The 17,635-nt window shown below is 67.6% G+C and carries 18 protein-coding genes and 1 pseudogene; 10 read left to right on the forward strand and 9 right to left on the reverse strand.

Annotation, left to right across the window (positions count from 1 at the left end; translation table 11 throughout):
* Nucleotides 1–43: 43 nt before the first annotated feature.
* Nucleotides 44–1,426, reverse strand: coding sequence for an acyl-CoA dehydrogenase family protein (locus AC5Y7E_RS01290; RefSeq protein WP_499947228.1), 1,383 nt, complete (start codon nucleotides 1,424–1,426; stop codon nucleotides 44–46).
* 93 nt (nucleotides 1,427–1,519) lie between these two features.
* A complete protein-coding gene (locus AC5Y7E_RS01295; protein ID WP_499947543.1) occupies nucleotides 1,520–1,936 on the reverse strand; it encodes a WhiB family transcriptional regulator in 417 nt (138 codons plus the stop codon).
* A 143-nt stretch (nucleotides 1,937–2,079) separates the two neighbouring features.
* Here AC5Y7E_RS01295 and AC5Y7E_RS01300 point away from each other — a divergent pair, with 143 nt between their 5' ends.
* The 6 genes from AC5Y7E_RS01300 (at nucleotide 2,080) to AC5Y7E_RS01325 (ending at nucleotide 6,349) form a co-directional block, all read left to right on the forward strand.
* Nucleotides 2,080–2,862: a helix-turn-helix domain-containing protein gene (locus AC5Y7E_RS01300; protein WP_499947229.1), complete on the forward strand. Its 783-nt coding sequence runs from the start codon at nucleotides 2,080–2,082 to the stop codon at nucleotides 2,860–2,862.
* Nucleotides 2,859–3,689, forward strand: a complete 831-nt coding sequence (locus AC5Y7E_RS01305; RefSeq protein WP_499947230.1) for a C40 family peptidase — start codon at nucleotides 2,859–2,861, stop codon at nucleotides 3,687–3,689. The genes AC5Y7E_RS01300 and AC5Y7E_RS01305 overlap by 4 nt, the downstream gene beginning before the upstream one ends.
* Nucleotides 3,690–3,737: 48 nt before the next feature.
* A complete protein-coding gene (locus tag AC5Y7E_RS01310; protein WP_499947231.1) occupies nucleotides 3,738–4,100 on the forward strand; it encodes a DUF4226 domain-containing protein in 363 nt (120 codons plus the stop codon).
* A 132-nt stretch (nucleotides 4,101–4,232) separates the two neighbouring features.
* The gene (locus AC5Y7E_RS01315) at nucleotides 4,233–5,678 is read left to right on the forward strand and encodes a DUF4226 domain-containing protein (RefSeq protein ID WP_499947232.1); all 1,446 of its coding nucleotides are present in this window, start codon (nucleotides 4,233–4,235) and stop codon (nucleotides 5,676–5,678) included.
* A gap of 45 nt (nucleotides 5,679–5,723) precedes the next feature.
* On the forward strand, nucleotides 5,724–6,041 hold the full coding sequence (locus AC5Y7E_RS01320) for an ESX-1 secretion-associated protein (RefSeq protein WP_499917397.1): 318 nt from the start codon (nucleotides 5,724–5,726) through the stop codon (nucleotides 6,039–6,041).
* Nucleotides 6,038–6,349, forward strand: coding sequence for a DUF2694 family protein (locus tag AC5Y7E_RS01325; protein ID WP_499917396.1), 312 nt, complete (start codon nucleotides 6,038–6,040; stop codon nucleotides 6,347–6,349). The genes AC5Y7E_RS01320 and AC5Y7E_RS01325 overlap by 4 nt, the downstream gene beginning before the upstream one ends.
* A gap of 24 nt (nucleotides 6,350–6,373) precedes the next feature.
* Here AC5Y7E_RS01325 and AC5Y7E_RS01330 read toward each other — a convergent pair whose 3' ends face one another.
* Nucleotides 6,374–6,517: a hypothetical protein gene (locus tag AC5Y7E_RS01330; protein ID WP_499917395.1), complete on the reverse strand. Its 144-nt coding sequence runs from the start codon at nucleotides 6,515–6,517 to the stop codon at nucleotides 6,374–6,376.
* A gap of 82 nt (nucleotides 6,518–6,599) precedes the next feature.
* Here AC5Y7E_RS01330 and AC5Y7E_RS01335 point away from each other — a divergent pair, with 82 nt between their 5' ends.
* Nucleotides 6,600–8,282 (forward strand): DUF5632 domain-containing protein, encoded by a 1,683-nt coding sequence (locus tag AC5Y7E_RS01335; protein WP_499947233.1) that lies wholly within the window; start codon nucleotides 6,600–6,602, stop codon nucleotides 8,280–8,282.
* Between the two features lie 72 nt (nucleotides 8,283–8,354).
* Nucleotides 8,355–8,675, forward strand: coding sequence for a DUF2710 family protein (locus AC5Y7E_RS01340; RefSeq protein ID WP_499917675.1), 321 nt, complete (start codon nucleotides 8,355–8,357; stop codon nucleotides 8,673–8,675).
* A 127-nt stretch (nucleotides 8,676–8,802) separates the two neighbouring features.
* On the opposite strand, the gene AC5Y7E_RS01345 is transcribed toward AC5Y7E_RS01340, so the two are convergent.
* Both AC5Y7E_RS01345 and AC5Y7E_RS01350 read right to left on the reverse strand, forming a co-directional pair.
* Nucleotides 8,803–9,576, reverse strand: a complete 774-nt coding sequence (locus tag AC5Y7E_RS01345) for a TIGR03084 family metal-binding protein (protein ID WP_499917393.1) — start codon at nucleotides 9,574–9,576, stop codon at nucleotides 8,803–8,805.
* Between the two features lie 50 nt (nucleotides 9,577–9,626).
* Nucleotides 9,627–10,959: pseudogene (locus tag AC5Y7E_RS01350) on the reverse strand (MFS transporter).
* Between the two features lie 99 nt (nucleotides 10,960–11,058).
* On the opposite strand from AC5Y7E_RS01350, the gene AC5Y7E_RS01355 reads away from it, so the two are divergent.
* Nucleotides 11,059–11,664 carry a YqgE/AlgH family protein gene (locus AC5Y7E_RS01355; RefSeq protein WP_499917392.1) on the forward strand — a complete coding sequence of 202 codons (606 nt, stop codon included), beginning with the start codon at nucleotides 11,059–11,061 and terminating at the stop codon, nucleotides 11,662–11,664.
* A 20-nt stretch (nucleotides 11,665–11,684) separates the two neighbouring features.
* On the opposite strand, the gene AC5Y7E_RS01360 is transcribed toward AC5Y7E_RS01355, so the two are convergent.
* Nucleotides 11,685–12,026, reverse strand: a complete 342-nt coding sequence (locus AC5Y7E_RS01360; RefSeq protein ID WP_499917391.1) for a hypothetical protein — start codon at nucleotides 12,024–12,026, stop codon at nucleotides 11,685–11,687.
* Nucleotides 12,027–12,094: 68 nt separating this feature from the next.
* Complete coding sequence (locus tag AC5Y7E_RS01365) at nucleotides 12,095–13,255, reverse strand: LpqN/LpqT family lipoprotein (RefSeq protein ID WP_499947234.1); 1,161 nt, start codon at nucleotides 13,253–13,255, stop codon at nucleotides 12,095–12,097.
* A 185-nt stretch (nucleotides 13,256–13,440) separates the two neighbouring features.
* Here AC5Y7E_RS01365 and leuS point away from each other — a divergent pair, with 185 nt between their 5' ends.
* Nucleotides 13,441–16,350, forward strand: coding sequence for a leucine--tRNA ligase (gene leuS / locus AC5Y7E_RS01370; RefSeq protein WP_499947235.1), 2,910 nt, complete (start codon nucleotides 13,441–13,443; stop codon nucleotides 16,348–16,350).
* A gap of 6 nt (nucleotides 16,351–16,356) precedes the next feature.
* Here leuS and AC5Y7E_RS01375 read toward each other — a convergent pair whose 3' ends face one another.
* Together AC5Y7E_RS01375 and AC5Y7E_RS01380 are read right to left on the reverse strand one after the other, a co-directional pair.
* The gene (locus AC5Y7E_RS01375; RefSeq protein ID WP_499947236.1) at nucleotides 16,357–17,028 is read right to left on the reverse strand and encodes an SDR family oxidoreductase; all 672 of its coding nucleotides are present in this window, start codon (nucleotides 17,026–17,028) and stop codon (nucleotides 16,357–16,359) included.
* A 58-nt stretch (nucleotides 17,029–17,086) separates the two neighbouring features.
* On the reverse strand, nucleotides 17,087–17,590 hold the full coding sequence (locus tag AC5Y7E_RS01380; RefSeq protein ID WP_499947237.1) for a MarR family winged helix-turn-helix transcriptional regulator: 504 nt from the start codon (nucleotides 17,588–17,590) through the stop codon (nucleotides 17,087–17,089).
* Nucleotides 17,591–17,635 lie beyond the last annotated feature (45 nt).

Genomic DNA, 17,635 nt, shown 5'->3' on the forward strand with positions numbered 1-17,635 from the left:
CCTCCTCATGCGGCGCCTTCCACCGCGACCGTACCCGGCGTTCTTACTTGCGCGGCGGCCGCAGCACCTTCATGGCAAGCCGCATGACGGGCTCGGGCACGCGATCCTTCACCGACAGGGCGTTGTCGGCGACGCGGGATCGCAGCGGAGTCCCCCGCCCGAATACCCGGTTCAGCGGTCCGCCGGACGGCTCCAGCACCACATGCAGCGGCGGGGTGCCCACGGCGGCGCCCAGCGCGTTGGAGATGACCATCCGCTGAATCTCGCTGGTGCCCTCAAAGATGGTGTACAGCTTGGCATCCCGATACCACTTCTCGACCGGATGATCGGTGATGTAGCCCCAGCCGCCCATGGTTTGGATCGCACGTTCGGTGGCCTTGACCGCGACTTCGCTGGCGGCCATCTTCGACATCGAACCCTCGCCCCGTTCGAAGGGAACGTTATTGGCCGCCATCCACGACGCACGCCAGGTGAGCAGCCGAGCGGCGTCGATCTGGGTGGCCAACTCCGCCAACGGGAAGGCGATGCCCTGGTTGTCGATGATGGGTCCACCGAAAGCCTCGCGTTCGGTGGCGTACGCGGTGGCGTACTCGAGCGCCGCGCGAGCGATGCCAATGGCTTGAGCGGCCACCATCGGGCGGGTCTGCTCGAAGGTGCCCAGCGTTGCCGATCCGGACCGCTTTCCACCCGCTACTACTTCTCTGGCTTTGGCGAGCTTGTGTTCGAGCTTCTCTTGTCCGCCAAGCAAATTGGCACCCGGAACGCGAACGCCTTCGAAGAGCAACTCGGCGGTATGGGACGCCCTGCAGCCCAATTTGTCCAGCTTTCGCACCAGTTTCAGTCCGGGTGTGCCACCGGGCACAACGAATAGGGCTTGGCCGCGATGGCCGAGCTCCTCGTCGACCACGGCGTTGACCACGTGCACATTGGCGATGCCGCCATTGCCGATCCACATCTTGTGGCCGTCGATGATCCAGTCGTCACCGTCGCGCCGCGCGTGGGTGCGCAGGTTGCGCACGTCACTGCCGCCCTCGGGTTCGGAGATGGCCAGGGCGGCAAGCTTGAGATCTCCTGGTGTGCCGAAACATTCGGGCGCCCATTCCAGCATTTGTTCCGGCGAGGCGGCCTGACCGATCGCTGAAAGTGCCAACGCCGGCATGACGATGGCCAAGCCGATGCCCGCACAGCCCCAGAACAGCTCCTCCATGAACATGGGCAACGAGATGCCGGTTGGATCGCCGATCAGATCGCGGTAAAAAAGCGGACTGTAAAAACCTTGTTGGGCCGCTTCTTCCAGCACTGCCCAGGGAAATTCCTGCCGCTGGTCGTAGTCCAGCGCTACTGGGCGTATTACTGATTCTGCGAACTCGTGCGTACGCCGGGCAAGGTCATGTTGTGCCGCCGTCGGGGTCAGGTCGAACGTCATGTGGCGCCTCTAGGTCGACAGACTGGTCTTGCCGACGCGGACTACCCCGTTGACGGGCTTAGCAAACTGCCACCACCGGCTTCGGACGAAATGTCAGGCAGCCGAACGAGGTTTGACTTGCGCCAGCGGCAGGTGGAGCACGACCGCCGGCACGGCGACCGACTCGTGTTCGTGGCGTGCCAGCAGAGCCGCGTTCTCGGGCAGTTGTCGAGCATTGACCTCGCCGGCAGCGATACGCCGTAGGACGTCGTGTGCCCGAGCGAGCTGGTCACGCTTGCGGTACTGGCCACCCGGCAGCTTCACCCCGGCCCACACGCCGTACTCCTCGCGGTGCGCGATGGCGTGCGCGGCGCAGCGGCGCTGCTGCGCGAGCGGGCAGCGGCGCAGGCACTGGATGCGAGCCTCGGTGGCCGACCGCTCGTATGCGCGCGCCTTCGCGGCGCCGTCGCCGCCGTCGTCGTCGGGGTAGCCGAACCAAAGTTCCGGATTGGCTGCGCAGGGGTGTCCCATGTCGGTCTCCTTGTCGAGCGTGAAACGTAGGCAGAAGCGTATACATAAGCGGCCCGCGAACGCAAGAGAAACGTGACAAAAACGTATATAGCGATATCGGCGCCGCTGGCTGTGTAATATCCGGCCCATGGCCGGAGCGTGCGGTGACCCGTGAGTCGGCCGGCGCGGCCATCCGCGCATTGCGTGAATCACGCGATTGGTCACTGGCTGACCTCGCGGCCGCGACCGGGGTCAGCATCATGGGACTCAGTTTCCTCGAGCGGGGTGCCCGAAAGCCGCACAAAAGTACAGTTCAGAAGATTGAGAATGGGCTCGGTCTACCGCCGGGCACCTACTCGCGGCTATTGGTGGCCGCCGACCCGGAGGCCGAGCTGGCGCGCCTGATGTCCGCGCAGCCACCGGCGCCCATGCCCGCGCGACGCAGCGGCCCGGTGGTGGTTGACCGTCATAGCGACACAGAAGTGCTGGAAGGCTATGCCGAAGCGCAGCTCGATGCCCTCAAATCCGTCATCGATCGACTGCCCGCGACAACATCAAACGAATATGAGACGTATATTCTGTCTGTGATCGCGCAATGCGTGAAGGCAGAGATGCTCGCCGCCAGCTCCTGGCGGGTGGCCGTGAACGCCGGCGCCGACTCGACCGGCCGGCTGATGGAGCATTTGCAAGCTTTGGAGGCGACGCGTGCGGCGCTGTTGGAGCGAATGCCCACCAGCTTGAGCGCGCGTTTCGATCGGGCATGCGCCCAGTCGCCCTTACCGGAGACGATCATCGCCGCCTTGGTCGGCGTGGATGTCGACGAGATGTGGGACATCCGCAATCGGGGGGTGATCGCGCCGGGTGCGCTTCCCCGCGTCCGCGCCTTCACGGAGGCGGTCGAGTCGGGCCGACACGAGGCAAGCCAGGACGACAAGGGGGCGTCGTGAGTCGATCCGAAATCGCGGCGTTGAGCCGTGCCCACCAACTGTTCGCCGGCACCACCCAGCCGCCCTCCCTGAACGCAGACACCGCGCATTTCCGCAACCTGTTGCAGCGAGCCGCCACGTTGAGCGACAGGATGGCCCACGGCGGTTATCAACTCGCGGTGGTGCACGGCCGGCAACGTTTCACCGCGGCGGCTGATACCGACGCCGCGGCCACCGACATCATTGCCGGCGCGCACCGCGATCGAGCACAGGCCGGTGACCTGACCCGAAGGGTACTGGATGCGGCCCGGGCGGATAACGATTGGCCGGCGACGCCGCTGGCCCAGCGGGAGGCCGCGCGCCGACGCGTGACTCGCCTGCGGGCCCAGCGGGCGCATGTGGTGTCGGCGCGCGCGCGTGCGCGACACCGCAACGCCGAACTGCTGGCCTTACGTTATTGGCTCCGGCACGATCGTCGGCTTGGGGTATCGAGACTGCGCGGGCTTCGGAATGATCGGGCCGGACTGGCGGTGCGCGCCGCTTTGTCTCGACTGGGCCGACCTTACGTCTGGGGTGCGACCGGACCCGACCAGTTCGACTGTTCCGGGCTGGTGCAGTGGAGCTACGCGCAGGCCGGTATTCACCTGGATCGCACCACTTATCAGCAGATCAACGACGGCATCGCGGTGCCCCGTTCCCAGGTGCGGCCGGGTGATCTGGTGTTTCCGCACGCCGGCCATGTGCAGCTGGCCATCGGGAACAATCTCGTAGTGGAAGCGCCCTATTCGGGCGCCTCGGTGCGAATAAGCCGGCTGGGCAACAACGTTGCGATCCGCCGACCGGTATGACGAGCCACGACCGCCCGGTGACGCGGGCACGACGACGGGGGTGAGCCGATGACGGAGCAGCCGGGGCCCTCATTCGAGGCCGTCGAGGCGCGGCGGTCGGCGCTGGCGGGTCAGCACGGCATTGCGTCGGAAGCCGATCGGGTGCTGAACGAGGTGCTGACCAGCGCTCACGACGCAGCGCGCGAGAGCGTCAGGCGCCTGGATTCCATCGCCGAGCAGATCGACCACGCAACAGTGAACCAGGCGGACCTCGCCCTCGATACCCCCATGGGCGCACGCGAGTTCCGAAAGTTTCTACTGGACAAGCAACGTGAGATCGCGTCGGTCGTGGCCGAAGCCCGCGAGTTAGGTCAGGCGAAAGCCGCTGTGTTGCAGAGCCTTCGGATCCAGTACGGCGCCGATAGCGGCTAACCCGAAATAGTCCACACCATGCAGCAGAGTGAATTGTCGGCACTTATGCCCCTGAGTACTGTCGCCGGACATGGAGGGGTCGCGTCGTTTCCCGCACCAGCTTTCGGGCAAGCCGCGCCGGCTGTTTGGCTGATGTCGGTCTACGACGACCTGCTTGCCGCGGTCGAATACGTCCGAGAACGCACCGGCGATCCGAGCGCATGGCAGGCGGGATTGGCGCCGGCCGAAGTGACCGCAGCGCTCAACCCGACCACCCGCCCCGAACAAATCGAGGCCATCCTGCGCAAGATCCGCCAACAGCACGCCGTCGTATTCGGCGCCGAAAAGACGGCCAACCCGCCGGCGCGGCCATCCGCCGAAGCGCCGGCACCCCCGGATCGCGAAACGGGCGATGCGGCCGATGCCATCGCTAACGCCGAAGCTGCTCTTGCACAACAGAATTCGGCGAGCTCGCAATTGGACCTGCAGGTAATCTCGGCGATCCTCAACGCGCATTTGCATGCGGTTGACGGCAGCGAAGCCCTCACCAGATTGCAGCACGAGACCGAAGCCGCGGTGCGGATCAGGTCGGACCTGGACACCCCGGCCGGGGCGCGTGACTTCCAGCGGTTCCTCATCGGCAAGCTCCGGGACATTCGCGAGGTTGTCCTGAACGCCAGCCTGGATGACACGTCGAAGTCGGCGTTGATGGCCGCCTGGACGTCGCTCTACGACGCCTCCAAAGACGAGCCGAACGCCGAGGACGAACGCCCGCGAGCTCCGGCGCCGGCTGACCCTTCGGCCACAGGCGAAGGGACCGATGGCGATGCCGACTGGGATCCGCTGCTGGACTCCTTGTTGGCCGACGATGACGCCCTGCCGGGCGATGTTCCGGGGCCGGATCCGGCCGGTGTGGCCGCGATGCCGGCCGTGCCGCAGCAGCCGATGGCGCCCGCCGTGCCCAGCTTTGGCGGCGGATCGCTCCCCGGGTTTGGTTCTCTGCCCGCATCGATGGCTGGTTGGGAAGGACCCGGCAGGCTCCCGCTGTCCGGGCTGCAGGGCGGTGACGGGACCGAACCTGGTCTGGACGAGCTGGCCGACGAGGAGCTGCCGGACGAGGACCAGAGCTCGCGCGACGGATCGAACGAACCGGGCGACGAGGCCGCTGGGCCGCCACGCGAGGCATCCGATGAGCCGTCGGCCCATCCGACAACGCTGACGTTGCCTGACGGGGAAACGGTCACCGCTGCCAGCCCACAGCTGGCAGCGGCGATCACGGCCGCCGTCGGCGGCACGCCGATAGCGGAGGCCTTCCAACAGCAGGGGATGACCATTCCCCCACCGGGAACCGCGGTCCCCAGCCCGATCGATTCCCTGCAGGTTGCGCCCGGCGATATCGGTATGTTCACCGATCGTCATGCGCTCGCCCTCGGCCCCGGCAAGGTGCTTCTGGATGGCCAAATTCAACACATCGCCACCGTGAGTGGGCCCAGCTTCCTAGGCTGGGAGCACCCGCCGGCGTCGAATGCGGCAGTAACGGCGCCGGCCAAGCCTGACCCACCGACACCCACGCGGCCGGCGACTACGTCGACCACCTGACCAAGCTCGCCGGAACAACCGGCGATCGTCAACAGGAGACAGCGGATGGCAGATTCGATTCATGTAGTGCCTGCGCACCTACGTCAGGCTGCCGCGCATCACCAGGACACCTCGGAGTACTTGCGTACCGTTCCGTCGTCGCACGCCGCGATCCAGGAGAGTCTCGATTCCCTCGGGCCGATCTTCAGCGAACTGCGCGACGCGGGCCGTGAGCTGCTCGAACTGCGACGCCAGTGCTATGAGCAGCAAGCTGCTGACCACGCAGATCTGGCCGACAAACTCAACGTATCGGCGACGATGTGGGAACAGCACGAGCAGGAGGCGGCCGGAAAGTTCGGCGACATCGTCGACCGCGGTCGATGACCGACGCGAATCCCGCTTTCGACACTGTCCACCCGAGCGGACACATCCTGGTCCGCTCCTGCCGCGGCGGCTATATGCACAGCGTCGCGCTGAGCGAAGAGGCGATGGACACCGACGCCGAGACGCTGGCGCAGGGCATCCTGCTGACCGCCGACGTGTCATGCCTCAAAGCGTTGCTGGAAATCCGAGACGAGATCGTCGCGGCCGGGCACACCCCGTCCGCAGCGGTCCCGACCCCCCGGGATCTCGATGCGGCCATCGAGAAGTTGCTGGCACACAAACTGCGTCGCCGTAGCGGCGCGATCTAGCGGCCTGGCAGGCGCGCCGCCGACCTAGCGTAAGCGTGGCTTGGCGACGCTGGGATCGGGAGCGATACCCGCTGGCGGCTCTACCGGATTGGGGCCGAACAACTCTCGCGCGCGAGCGAGGAAGGCACGCACCTCATCGAGTTGCTGCTGCAGTGCAGAATCAGCCATGTCCTCACGCTACCCAGGGGCGTGCGACCGCACAATTCACCGACCGCATAAGTCGCCGGCTGGCTCCCGGTACGCTTAGCCAGTGGCGGTCTTCGGTCGGATGTCGGCGCGTCAGCGCCTCCGGAGAGCTACCCGGGAATCACTGGCGACGCCCGCTTTCAGCTCCCCTATCGACTGCACCCCCTGGGTGACAGGCGGGTTGTGGCCTGCCGAACTGTCGACGGTCACCCCCGAAACCGCCACTCTCGCTGAGCATCTCAAGGCCGACCTGCAACGAATTGCGCACGCCGCCAACGACGAGCTGAAGCTGCTGAAGCGATCCGGGATGACCGACCCTGCTCGCCAAGCGGCGGAGGCGCGGGTCATCGACGAGGCACGCGGCCGTGCGGTACGCCGAGTCGAATCGACGATTCGCTATCTGCACGCCATGCGGAGCGGGGCCCAAGCCCCCGCCATTCCCCCACCGAGGCGCGAGCCGTCCGACGCGGATCTGAAGAAGACGCAGGTACTGCCGACAATCCGCGAGGCCAAGCCCGCCGCCGAGGCGCCCGCGCGGCTTCCACCACCCGAGGCAGCCCCACGCACGGGAAGACGGCGGCGTCGCGAGCCCGCGGTCGAGCCGGTCGCCGACCCCGGTACACCGCTGTCAGCCCGGCAGGGAGCGCCTGCCGACGATGCCGCCCGTCGCGCCGCCGAGGTGGCGCATCTCGGCGAGACCCAAGTCATCCCGGTGGTCAAGGACGAACCCGAATCAGCGACGCCCGCGCAGCCCGACCCCGAACCGACTCCGGACCGGGCCGATTCCGGGCGCCACCACGCGATCGTCGAGCCGGCCGATGAGGATGAGCAGCGCGCGACCAGCGGCCCGGCCACCACCGAGGGTGACGCGTTGCACCTCGAGCAGACGCAGGTCATTCCGGTGGTCACACAGGCGGAGCCGGTGTTCGAGGCACCCGTGCAGGGTGCGCCCGGGCCGGCACCGGACCAGGCCGACTCTGGGCGACACCACGCGGTCATCGATGAGCCGGTCACCGTTGAGCCGACGCCGCAAGCGGTCGCGCAGGAACCGACTGCAGAAGCCGCGCCCGCCGCGGACAGCGACAGGGCCACCTCCGCGACCCACCCTCGCGCCGAAAAGCCTTCGATCTCAGCGGGTTTCGACAATGAGCGGCTGAACCGGCTGCTCGAGTTCGTGGTCCGGCAGGAGCCGCGGCTGAATTGGGCGATCGGAGATCGTGCCGACGGTACGACGGTACTGGTCACCGATCTCGCGCACGGATGGATACCTTCAGGCATCACCCTTCCGGCGGGCGTGCGGTTGTTGGAGCCCGAGCGTCGCAGCGGCAGGGTCGCCGCACTGATCGGCGAAACCGTGCGCGCCGTCACTTACGCTCCCGGTGATTCGTTGCACCGCTCGGTCAACTTCGCGGCGACCAAGTCCTCGGTGGAGCCGCGCGCGCTGCCCACGATCGACGATCTGGCGGGCGTGCTGAGCGCGGCCACGCGTGGGCGCGGTGATCTGCCCAAGATCGTGTCGAGGTTGGCGCAAGCAGCCGCCGCCGGAACGGTTGTCGTCGATCAGGAGGTCGACGTACTGCGCGTCCATCTCGACACCTCGCGCTACCAGCTCCTGGTTCAGTATCCGAACGTCAATCCCGCGCTCCTGCTCAAGTGCCTGCTGATGGCCGCCACCGAGGGCATCGCCAGCGGAGATGCTGTGTCGGCGAACTACCACCTCGCCTGGTATCAGAAGCTTGCCGGGTGAGCGCCTGGCAGGTTGGCCGCGAACCTGCTCGCATATGAATTGACGCTGGTCGGAGGGGTCGACGATACTGTCATGGTGGCGGGTTCGGGCAGTCGCGCGAATCTCAGCGAGAAGGATCTCGTCGAATCGGTTCTTCGGGAACTGAGCGAGGCGGCTGACAAGTGGGAAGCCCTTGTGGCGCACGCCGAAGCGGTCACTTACAGCGTCGATCTGGGTGACGTGTATGCCGTCGCGAACTCCGATGGCCGGCTGCTGAAACTGACTTTGCATCCCGGGGTGATGACCGGATATGGGCACGTCGAGTTGGCCGAAAGGTTGAATCTCGCGATTGCCGCGCTGCGCGAGGAGGCCGAGGCCGAGAACCAGGCGAGTTACGGCGGGCCGCTGCACTGACGCGCGTTCACGCGCTCATCGACCGGTGCTTGATCGGATGGGGCCCCGGCTCTCTTCGCGCGTTCACGCGCTCATCGACCGGTGCTTGATCGGATGGGGCCCCGGCTCTCTTCGCGCGTTCACGCGCTCATCGACCGGTGCCCGGAGGCCCCGCGAAAGCCTGAGCGATCTCCAACCAGCGCTGGGCGTCGGGGCCCCGGGCCGTGATGTCGAGGGCTCTCAATGGACGCCGTTGGGTGACCAGGAAGCAGAAGTCCTGGGCGGACCCGCTGACCCGCTGCTCGGCTTCGGGCGGCCCCCAGGTCCACGTGTCGCCGCCGGGACCGCGCAGCTCGACCAGAAACGGTTCGGCCGGTGGCACCAAATCGTTGACCGCAAAGGCGAAATCGCGGGTGCGGACTCCCAGGTGAGCGATCGACCGCAGGCGCTCGGTCGCGGGGCGGGTCACGCCTAGGGCGTCGGCGACATCGAGACCGTGCGCCCAGGTCTCCATCAGGCGTGCGGTGGCCATCGACGCCGCACTCATCGGTGGGCCGAACCACGGGAGCTTGCGACCGGACTGCACCGTGAGCAGCGCGTCGTGCAGCCGCGCCCGCGTGAGCCGCCACTCGGCGAGCAGCTCGGCCGGCGCCAGCGCCGCCAGCTCCTCGGCGCCGTGGTCGACGAAGCCCGCCGGGTCGGCGGCCGCGTCCGCCAACACCTCGGCGAACCCAACCTCGTCGGTAACCGCGATCAGAGCCACCCGATCGGTCCACAGCAAGTGGCCGATCTGGTGTGCGATGGTCCAGCCGGGCGCCGGCGTCGCCTCGGCCCAGCGGTCGGGCGACAACGGCGCGACCAGCTCGTCGAGCGCGTCGCTTTCGGCGCGCAGGTCGTCGACCATGGGGGCGGGACCGGTCATCGCGGGCCTGGACCGTCGGCCGCGGCCATCGCACAATTCACGTCTGTACCTTAACGATCGCTCGCTGGGCCGCCGCCGCGCCCGATGATGCCGTGCACGGCCAGGCCGACCAGGTACAGCACCGATCCGAACAGCGCGAAGGTGGGCGCGTGCCCGTCGTCGGGAATCAAGATGCCGGCCGCCGTGATCGAGACGATGAACGCGACCCAGAACAGCGCGTCCTGCACGGCGAACACATGCCCGCGAAGCGCGTCGTCGACGTCTATCTGGATCGCGGTGTCGGCACAGAGCTTGACCATCTGCCCGGTGATGCCCAGCAAGAAGCCGCACGCGACCATGACCGGGACGAGCAGCTCGGCACCGGCGACCTCGATGATCGCCGACGTGGCCAGCGCGCCGTTCGCCGTCGCGTAGCGCCCCCACCGGCGGATCGCGGGTGGTGTCAGGACGTTGGCCAAAAAGGCGCCCAGGCCCGCGGCGCCGAAAAACATCAGGGCGGTGCCGAATCCCCCACCTTTCAAGTTGGGCATGTGATGGACCAGCAACAAGACCAGCAGCGAGTTGATGCCGACGACCATCCGGTGGGCGGCCAAGCCGGACAGGGTGGCGGCGACCGTAGGACGCTGCGCCACCGTGCGTGCGCCGTGCAGCCAGCCGGTGATCACCGCGTAGATGACGGGTCCGTGGATCGCTCGCCGGGTGTCGTCGGGGCCCAGCACCCGCGCACCGAACCGCCAGGACAACAGCAACGCGATCGACACGGGAATCGCCGTGAGGAACACGATCACCGAGGCGCCCTTGTCGCTGGCCCCCAAAATGAATCGGGGCACCAGCATGAAGTTTGCGCCGAAGAACGCCGCGATGGCCCCGGCCGCGGTGGCAACCGAGTTCATCGTCACCACCTGCTCGCGCGGCACCACATGCGGCAGCGAGGCCGACAGCCCGGACCCGACGAACCTGGCCAGACCGTTGGCGAACAGGGCGCCCAGCAGCAGCGGCACATCACCGGCCCGGCTCGCCAGGATCGTGCCGATCGCGACGAAGAGGATCAGCCGGGCCACGTTGGCGCCGACGAGCACCAGCCGCCGATCCCAACGGTCCATCAACGCCCCGGCGAACGGACCCAGCAGCGAATACGGCAAGAACAGAACCGTGAAGGCGCGCGCTATGGAAAGAGGATCGGCGGCCCGATCAGGGTTGAACAGCAAGGCACCCGCCAGCGCCGCCTGAAACAGGCCGTCACCGAACTGGCTCGCGACACGCACCTGCAGCAGCCGCCAGAAATCCGGCAAGCCGCGCACCGACCGCCACACTTCAACGGGTGCGCTGGACTGCATCCGGGTAGGGATCACCGAAACCGACTTCCACGATTGGGGCTGACAATGCTCGCGCGATCAGAGCCGTCCAACCACAGTACAAATCTCCGTGGCCCACGGTCTCGATTGGCCCGGGCCACGATGCGCCGGATGCGATGATGGTGGGGTGCCGCCGCCGGAGGATCCAGAGGACTACGTCGCACCCGCCGCGCAACGGGTGCGTGCGGGCACTTTGCTGCTCGCCAACACCGACCTTCTCGAACCGACGTTTCGGCGCAGCGTGATCTACATCGTCGAGCACAACGACGGAGGGACGTTGGGCGTCGTCCTGAACCGCGCCAGCGACACCGCGGTGTACAACGTCTTGCCGCAGTGGACCAAGTTGTCGGCCAAGCCGAAGACGATGTTCATCGGCGGGCCGGTGAAGCGTGATGCGGCGCTGTGTCTGGCGACGCTTCGCGTCGGCGCGGACCCCCAGAACGTGCCCGGCTTGCGGCATGTGGACGGGCGGGTGGTCATGGTCGATCTCGACGCCGATCCCGACGTGATCGCGCCTTCGGTCGAAGGGGTGCGGATCTTCGCGGGGTACTCGGGCTGGACTATCGGTCAGCTGGAAGGCGAGATCGAGCGCGACGATTGGATTGTGTTGTCCGCCTTGCCATCCGACGTGCTGGTGGGTCCGAGGTCCGACCTGTGGGGCCAAGTCCTGCGTCGTCAGCCGCTGCCGCTTTCGCTGCTCGCCACCCACCCCATCGACATCAGCCGGAACTAGGGCCGTTCCCCCGGCTCAGATCAGTGGCACGACTGCGTGCATCCGGCGCAGCTGCCGGCGCAGGCGGGGGCGGCCGCTTCCTGGCGCAGCGCGAAGCGCGCGCTCTGCCACGAGCCGGCGGCCAACGTCCCCAGTGCGCCCACCACACAGACGACGAGCACAACCAGCGCGGTGTCCGGGACCGCGGCCACCGCCACCGCGCCACCCGCCGCCAGCATCACGGCGGCCGCCAATTGTGTCGGCGCCATCGCGCGCAGCGCCAATGCGGTGGCGCCGAAACTCCGGTTATGCGCCAGCGACCAGGTGCCGAACCCCGCCGAGACCACCGCCGCACACACGCACAGCACGCCCGCAATCAGCATGGGCTCACAATACGAGCCGGTTCACCGGCCCACGCACCCGGCTCTGCGGGCGCCGGCGCGGTCGTCCTTCAGTGCTGGAGGAACGAGAAGTTCGGTAGCGGGGGCAGTCCCGGCAACATCGCCAATAGGCTGGGTGTGCGCTGCGGATTTGCCGCCGGCGCCTGCGCGGGAAGCCCGACCGGGGCCGCGGGTGACGTCTGGGCCAGCGGTACCAGCGGAGCGGCACCGGGTGCCGGGGCGGCAGGCGCGGCTGGGGCCACTGCGGGTGCCGGGGAGACCGGAACGGCGGCCGGTGCCGGAGCGGCAGGCGCGACCGGTGTAGCCGCGGGAGGCTGGGCGGGCAGCCCGACCGGAGAGGCGGCGGGAGCCTGGGGCGGCGCCGGGGCGGCCGCGCCGGGGGCGCTGACGCGGAATCCGTTGATGATGGCGTCGGTGGCGGGCGCGTCGGCGACGCTCACCGCGCGATCGGTGGTCACCGACAGCGACACCAGGTACTTGTCGTGTCCCGACGTGGCAATGACGTGGCGCCGCGACGTGTTGAGCGTCAAATCGCCGTCGCGGTAGGTGCCTTCGACGACTGAGGACGGGAAACCGCCGAAATCGGCCATCGAGGCGTTGGTGGGCTGCCAGGCCAGCAGCTTCTGACTGTCGACGTAGCCGTGGGTGATGGCCTCTCTGGGGTCGACGGCACCGACGAGTTTGTACACCACCACCTGGGCATTCGATGAATAAATGCTGCTGCCGTGCCGGTCGGCGATGACCGCGAACGCATCGGGGACGTTGGGGTCGGGCACCTGGGACCAGCGCGGGGGCATCGGCAGGGTGATGTCGAGTGCGTTGAAGCCCTGGGGCTTTTGCGCCTCCAGCTTCACGCCCTTCGACTGCAGGAATTCGTGAATCGTTCCCGACGTCGCCGGAACCGGGGCCGCCGCCGGAACCGCGGCCGGAACCGCCGGGGGGACCGCGGCCGGAACCGTGGTTGCGGGGACCGGGGCGGTGGCCCGCGGGGCAATCTGATTGGCGGCCGGCGGGGCCGCGAGGTATCGGCTCGGTGGCACGAGCTCTGGCCCGAGGTTCTGAGGTGCCGGCGCGGGGACCGTGGGGGCGGGCGCCGGCGCCGGAGGCAACGGGTCTGCCGATGCCGTGCCGCCCGCGACAACCGCCAGGCCGATCAGGCCAGCGACCACACCGCCGAGGAGTGCCCGGTGGGCGGGGACGATCTCAATCATCTGCGTCGGTCCTTCCAATGGCTCAAGTACCAGAAGCCGTCGATAGTGGCTGACTGTAACTAGAGGTCAAAGGCGGTGAACAGGCTCGAAACACACCTGGGATGAACCTCTGATCGGCGCGCAACGGAACCGAGACCAACCTGTAGCCCGGCGGGGCCGCTGGGGTTCCCTTATACCCTGTTCAGGTGACCGACTCCCCGACCGCTTCGCCGGCGAGCAGCTCTGGCGCCGCCGTGCCCGAATCTGACGCGCCGCCGCATCGCTACACCGCGGCGTTGGCGGGCCGTATCGAGGCCGCGTGGCAGGGAAACTGGGCGAAGCTCGGGACGTTCAACGTGCCCAACCCGGTCGGTTCGCTGGCTCCGGCAGATGGAGCCCCGGTCCCCGACGACAAGTTGTTCGTGCAGGACATGTTTCCCTACCCGTCGGGGGAGGGGCTGCACGTCGGCCACCCGCTCGGCTACATCGCAACGGACGTGTACGCCCGGTACTTCCGGATGACCGGCCGTAATGTGTTGCATGCGTTGGGGTTTGATGCCTTCGGGTTGCCCGCCGAACAGTACGCGGTGCAGACCGGGACCCACCCGCGCACCCGTACCGAGGCCAACGTCGTCAACTTTCGGCGCCAGCTGGGACGCCTGGGCCTCGCCCATGACAGCCGGCGCAGCTTCTCCACCACCGACGTCGAGTTCTACAAGTGGACCCAATGGATCTTCCTACAGATCTACAACGCCTGGTTCGACACCGCCGCCAACAAGGCCCGACCCATCGCCGAGCTGGTCGCCGAATTCGCTTCCGGTGCCCGCGGCCTCGAGGACGGGCGCGACTGGGACGCGCTGTCGGCGGGGGAGCGGGCGGACGTCATCGACGCCCACCGACTGGTCTACCGGGCCGACTCGATGGTGAACTGGTGTCCCGGTCTGGGCACCGTGCTGGCCAACGAAGAGGTGACCCCCGACGGCCGCAGCGATCGCGGCAACTTCCCGGTGTTCCGGAAACGACTGCGGCAGTGGATGATGCGAATCACCGCATACTCCGACCGGCTGCTCGACGACCTCGACATACTGGATTGGCCCGAGCCGGTCAAAACCATGCAGCGCAACTGGATCGGCCGGTCCACCGGCGCCAAAGCGCTGTTCGCGGCGACCGGCGCCGACGGCGAGACCGTCGATGTCGAGGTGTTCACCACGCGCCCCGACACTTTGTTCGGCGCCACCTACCTGGTGCTGGCGCCCGAGCACGACCTGGTCGACAACTTGGTGGCGGCCGCATGGCCGGACGGCACCGATGCACGTTGGAAATACGGCGCCGCCACACCGCGCGAGGCCGTCGCCGCCTACCGGCAGGCGATCGCATCGAAGTCGGACCTCGAACGCCAGGAGAGTAAGGCGAAGACCGGCGCCTTCCTGGGCAGTTACGCCGTCAATCCCGCCAACGGGAAACCGGTGCCGATCTTCATCGCCGACTACGTGCTGGCCGGTTACGGCACCGGGGCGATCATGGCGGTTCCCGGTCACGATCAGCGCGACTGGGACTTCGCCCACGAGTTCGCGCTGCCGATCGTGGAAGTCATTGCCGGCGGTGACATTTCGGAGGCCGCCTACGCCGGCGACGGGGTGCTGGTCAACTCCGGCCACCTCGACGGATTGGCTGTGGCCGCGGCCAAGGAGAAGATCACCGCGCGCCTGGAGGCTGAGGGTCGTGGCTGCGCGTGCATCGAATTCAAGTTGCGCGACTGGCTTTTCGCCCGGCAGCGCTACTGGGGCGAACCGTTCCCCATCGTGTACGACACGGACGGGCGTGCGCATGCGCTCGGCGAAGCCGCGCTGCCGGTCGAGCTGCCCGACGTGCCGGACTACTCGCCCGTGCTGTTCGACCCCGACGACGCCGACAGCGAGCCGTCGCCACCGCTGGCCAAGGCGACGGACTGGGTGCACGTCGAGCTGGACCTCGGCGACGGCCTCAAGCCCTACAGCCGCGACACCAACGTGATGCCGCAGTGGGCCGGCAGCTCCTGGTATGAACTGCGCTACACCGATCCGCACAACTCGGAACGGTTCTGCGATAAGGAGAATGAGGCCTACTGGATGGGTCCGCGGCCGGCTGAGCATGGGCCGCAGGATCCCGGTGGCGTCGATTTGTACGTCGGCGGCGCCGAACACGCGGTGCTGCATCTGCTGTATGCGCGGTTCTGGCACAAGGTCCTCTACGACCTGGGCCATGTGAGCTCTCGGGAGCCCTATCGCCGGTTGGTGAACCAGGGTTATATCCAGGCCTTCGCCTACACCGACGCGCGCGGCTCGTACGTCCCTGCGGAAGAAGTGGTCGAGCGGGACGGCCGGTTCGTCTACCCGGGACCCGGGGGAGAGGTCGAGGTCTTCCAGGAGTTCGGGAAAATCGGTAAGAGCCTGAAGAATTCGATATCACCCGACGAGATCTGCGACGACTACGGCGCCGACACGCTGCGGGTCTACGAGATGTCGATGGGCCCGCTGGAGGCCTCGCGCCCCTGGGCGACCAAGGACGTCGTGGGAGCCCACCGCTTCCTGCAGCGCGTGTGGCGCCTGGTGATCGACGAGCAGACCGGTGACACCCGCGTGGTCGACGGCCCGGCACATGAGTTGGCGACCGACACGCTGCGAGCACTGAATCGGACCGTTGCCGGGGTCGCGGAAGACTATGCCGCACTGCGCAATAACACCGCTGCGGCCAAGTTGATCGAATACACCAACCATCTCACCAAGGAGCACCGCGACGCGGTGCCCCGGGCGGCCGTCGAGCCGCTGGTGTTGATGCTGGCGCCCCTGGCCCCGCATATGGCCGAGGAGTTGTGGCTGCGACTGGGCCACCAGACCTCGCTGGCGCACGGCCCCTTCCCGGTCGCCGATCCCGCCTATCTGGTCGACGACACGATCGAATACCCGGTGCAGGTCAACGGCAAGGTGCGCGGACGGGTGCTGGTGGCGGCCGACGCCGATCAGGACACGCTGAAGGCCGCCGCGCTGGCCGACGAGAAGGTCCAGGCGTTTTTAGCGGGTGCCAACCCGCGCAAGGTGATCGTGGTCCCGGGCCGACTGGTCAACCTGGTCGTGTAGCGGCACCTAGCGCTCGGCGGGCCGCAGCACCACCTCGTGCAAGTGACCGTCGGGCGGGGTGGCCACCGCATTAGCGACGGCGGCCGCGACCGTTTCGGGCTTCAGGAAGTTGGCCGGGTCATAGCTGCCGCCCTCGAACTCGACGAGTTCTCGCTGCATGTCGCTGTCGGTCCGTCCCGGATAAACGGTCGTCACTTTCAAGTCCGGTTCGCCGCTGCGCAGCGAATCCGCGAAGGCGCGCAGCGCGAACTTACTGGACGAATAGGAGGCCATACTCCGCGAAGCGGTCCGGCCGGACCCGGAATTGATGAACACCACCCGCCCGCGGGCGCGCCGCAGCGCCGGCAGCAGCGCCAGCGTAAGTTCCACCGGTCCAAAGACGTTCACGGCGAAGGTGGCACGCCAATCGTCGACGTTGGAGTCGGCGACAGTGCCGGGTATGGACACCCCCGCGTTGTGCACCAGCACGTCGAGTTCGTCCACGATTTCGCAGGCGGCCTGGATATCGCCGGAGTCGGTGAGATCCAGGGGAAACGTGGTGGCCCCCAGTCGCTGCGCGACCGCGTCGAGCCGATCGGACGGGCGGCCCGCCAGCAGCAAGGTATGCGTGGGTGCCAGCGCTGCGGCGATGGCCGATCCGATACCGCCGCCGGCGCCGGTGATGAGTGCATTGGGCATGTCCTGCAGTTTACCGATGTCCCAGGATCAACTGAAAAGCGTTGATGTGGTGCGCTTTTCAGGCCTCCTTGCGTTCGGGTGGCACGCCGGCGGGTCCAGACGTCGGGTCACCGGAGGCCAGCCGCTCCAGCGGGGCCAGCGCTTGCATCAGGGTGTTGAGGTCGGACGTCGGGAGCTGGCTGAGCATCGCGGCCAGCGAAGCGCGCCGATTGGCCAGCGATTCGCCGTGGACCGCCCGCCCCCTCGGGGTGATGTCCACGAGCACCGCACGCAGGTCGGACGGGTCGCGGGAGCGCTTGACCAGGCCCACCTTCTCCAGCCGCCGGATCGCCACGGTCGTGGTGGGAGTCCGCACCCGCTCGTGTGCGGCGAGATCGGTCATCCGAATGGGCCCTTGATCGAGGAGCGTGACCAGGATCGACAACTGGGCGAGGGTCAACTCTCCGGCCGCAGCGCCGCTGGGGTCTCCGCGGCGCAGAATGGCAAACAATTTGGACAAAGCGCGGTGCAAACCTTCGGCGAGTTCGGCTACCTCGGCCGGGGTCGATTCGCTGTCTGCCATAAATCGGGAGTCTATCCCGATATCAGGGGCTTACAAGGGAGCTAT

It is taken from the genome of Mycobacterium sp. NGS17, from assembly GCF_059813205.1.

What these genes read in the sequence shown, in the direction of transcription:
- AC5Y7E_RS01290 (WP_499947228.1), bottom strand. Translation starts at nt 1,426, where the DNA reads ATGACGTTCGACCTGACCCCGACGGCGGCACAACATGACCTTGCCCGG.
- AC5Y7E_RS01295 (WP_499947543.1), bottom strand. Translation starts at nt 1,936, where the DNA reads ATGGGACACCCCTGCGCAGCCAATCCGGAACTTTGGTTCGGCTACCCC.
- AC5Y7E_RS01310 (WP_499947231.1), top strand. Translation starts at nt 3,738, where the DNA reads ATGACGGAGCAGCCGGGGCCCTCATTCGAGGCCGTCGAGGCGCGGCGG.
- AC5Y7E_RS01315 (WP_499947232.1), top strand. Translation starts at nt 4,233, where the DNA reads ATGTCGGTCTACGACGACCTGCTTGCCGCGGTCGAATACGTCCGAGAA.
- AC5Y7E_RS01320 (WP_499917397.1), top strand. Translation starts at nt 5,724, where the DNA reads ATGGCAGATTCGATTCATGTAGTGCCTGCGCACCTACGTCAGGCTGCC.
- AC5Y7E_RS01325 (WP_499917396.1), top strand. Translation starts at nt 6,038, where the DNA reads ATGACCGACGCGAATCCCGCTTTCGACACTGTCCACCCGAGCGGACAC.
- AC5Y7E_RS01330 (WP_499917395.1), bottom strand. Translation starts at nt 6,517, where the DNA reads ATGGCTGATTCTGCACTGCAGCAGCAACTCGATGAGGTGCGTGCCTTC.
- AC5Y7E_RS01340 (WP_499917675.1), top strand. Translation starts at nt 8,355, where the DNA reads ATGGTGGCGGGTTCGGGCAGTCGCGCGAATCTCAGCGAGAAGGATCTC.
- AC5Y7E_RS01345 (WP_499917393.1), bottom strand. Translation starts at nt 9,576, where the DNA reads ATGACCGGTCCCGCCCCCATGGTCGACGACCTGCGCGCCGAAAGCGAC.
- AC5Y7E_RS01360 (WP_499917391.1), bottom strand. Translation starts at nt 12,026, where the DNA reads ATGCTGATTGCGGGCGTGCTGTGCGTGTGTGCGGCGGTGGTCTCGGCG.
- AC5Y7E_RS01365 (WP_499947234.1), bottom strand. Translation starts at nt 13,255, where the DNA reads ATGATTGAGATCGTCCCCGCCCACCGGGCACTCCTCGGCGGTGTGGTC.
- AC5Y7E_RS01375 (WP_499947236.1), bottom strand. Translation starts at nt 17,028, where the DNA reads ATGCCCAATGCACTCATCACCGGCGCCGGCGGCGGTATCGGATCGGCC.
- AC5Y7E_RS01380 (WP_499947237.1), bottom strand. Translation starts at nt 17,590, where the DNA reads ATGGCAGACAGCGAATCGACCCCGGCCGAGGTAGCCGAACTCGCCGAA.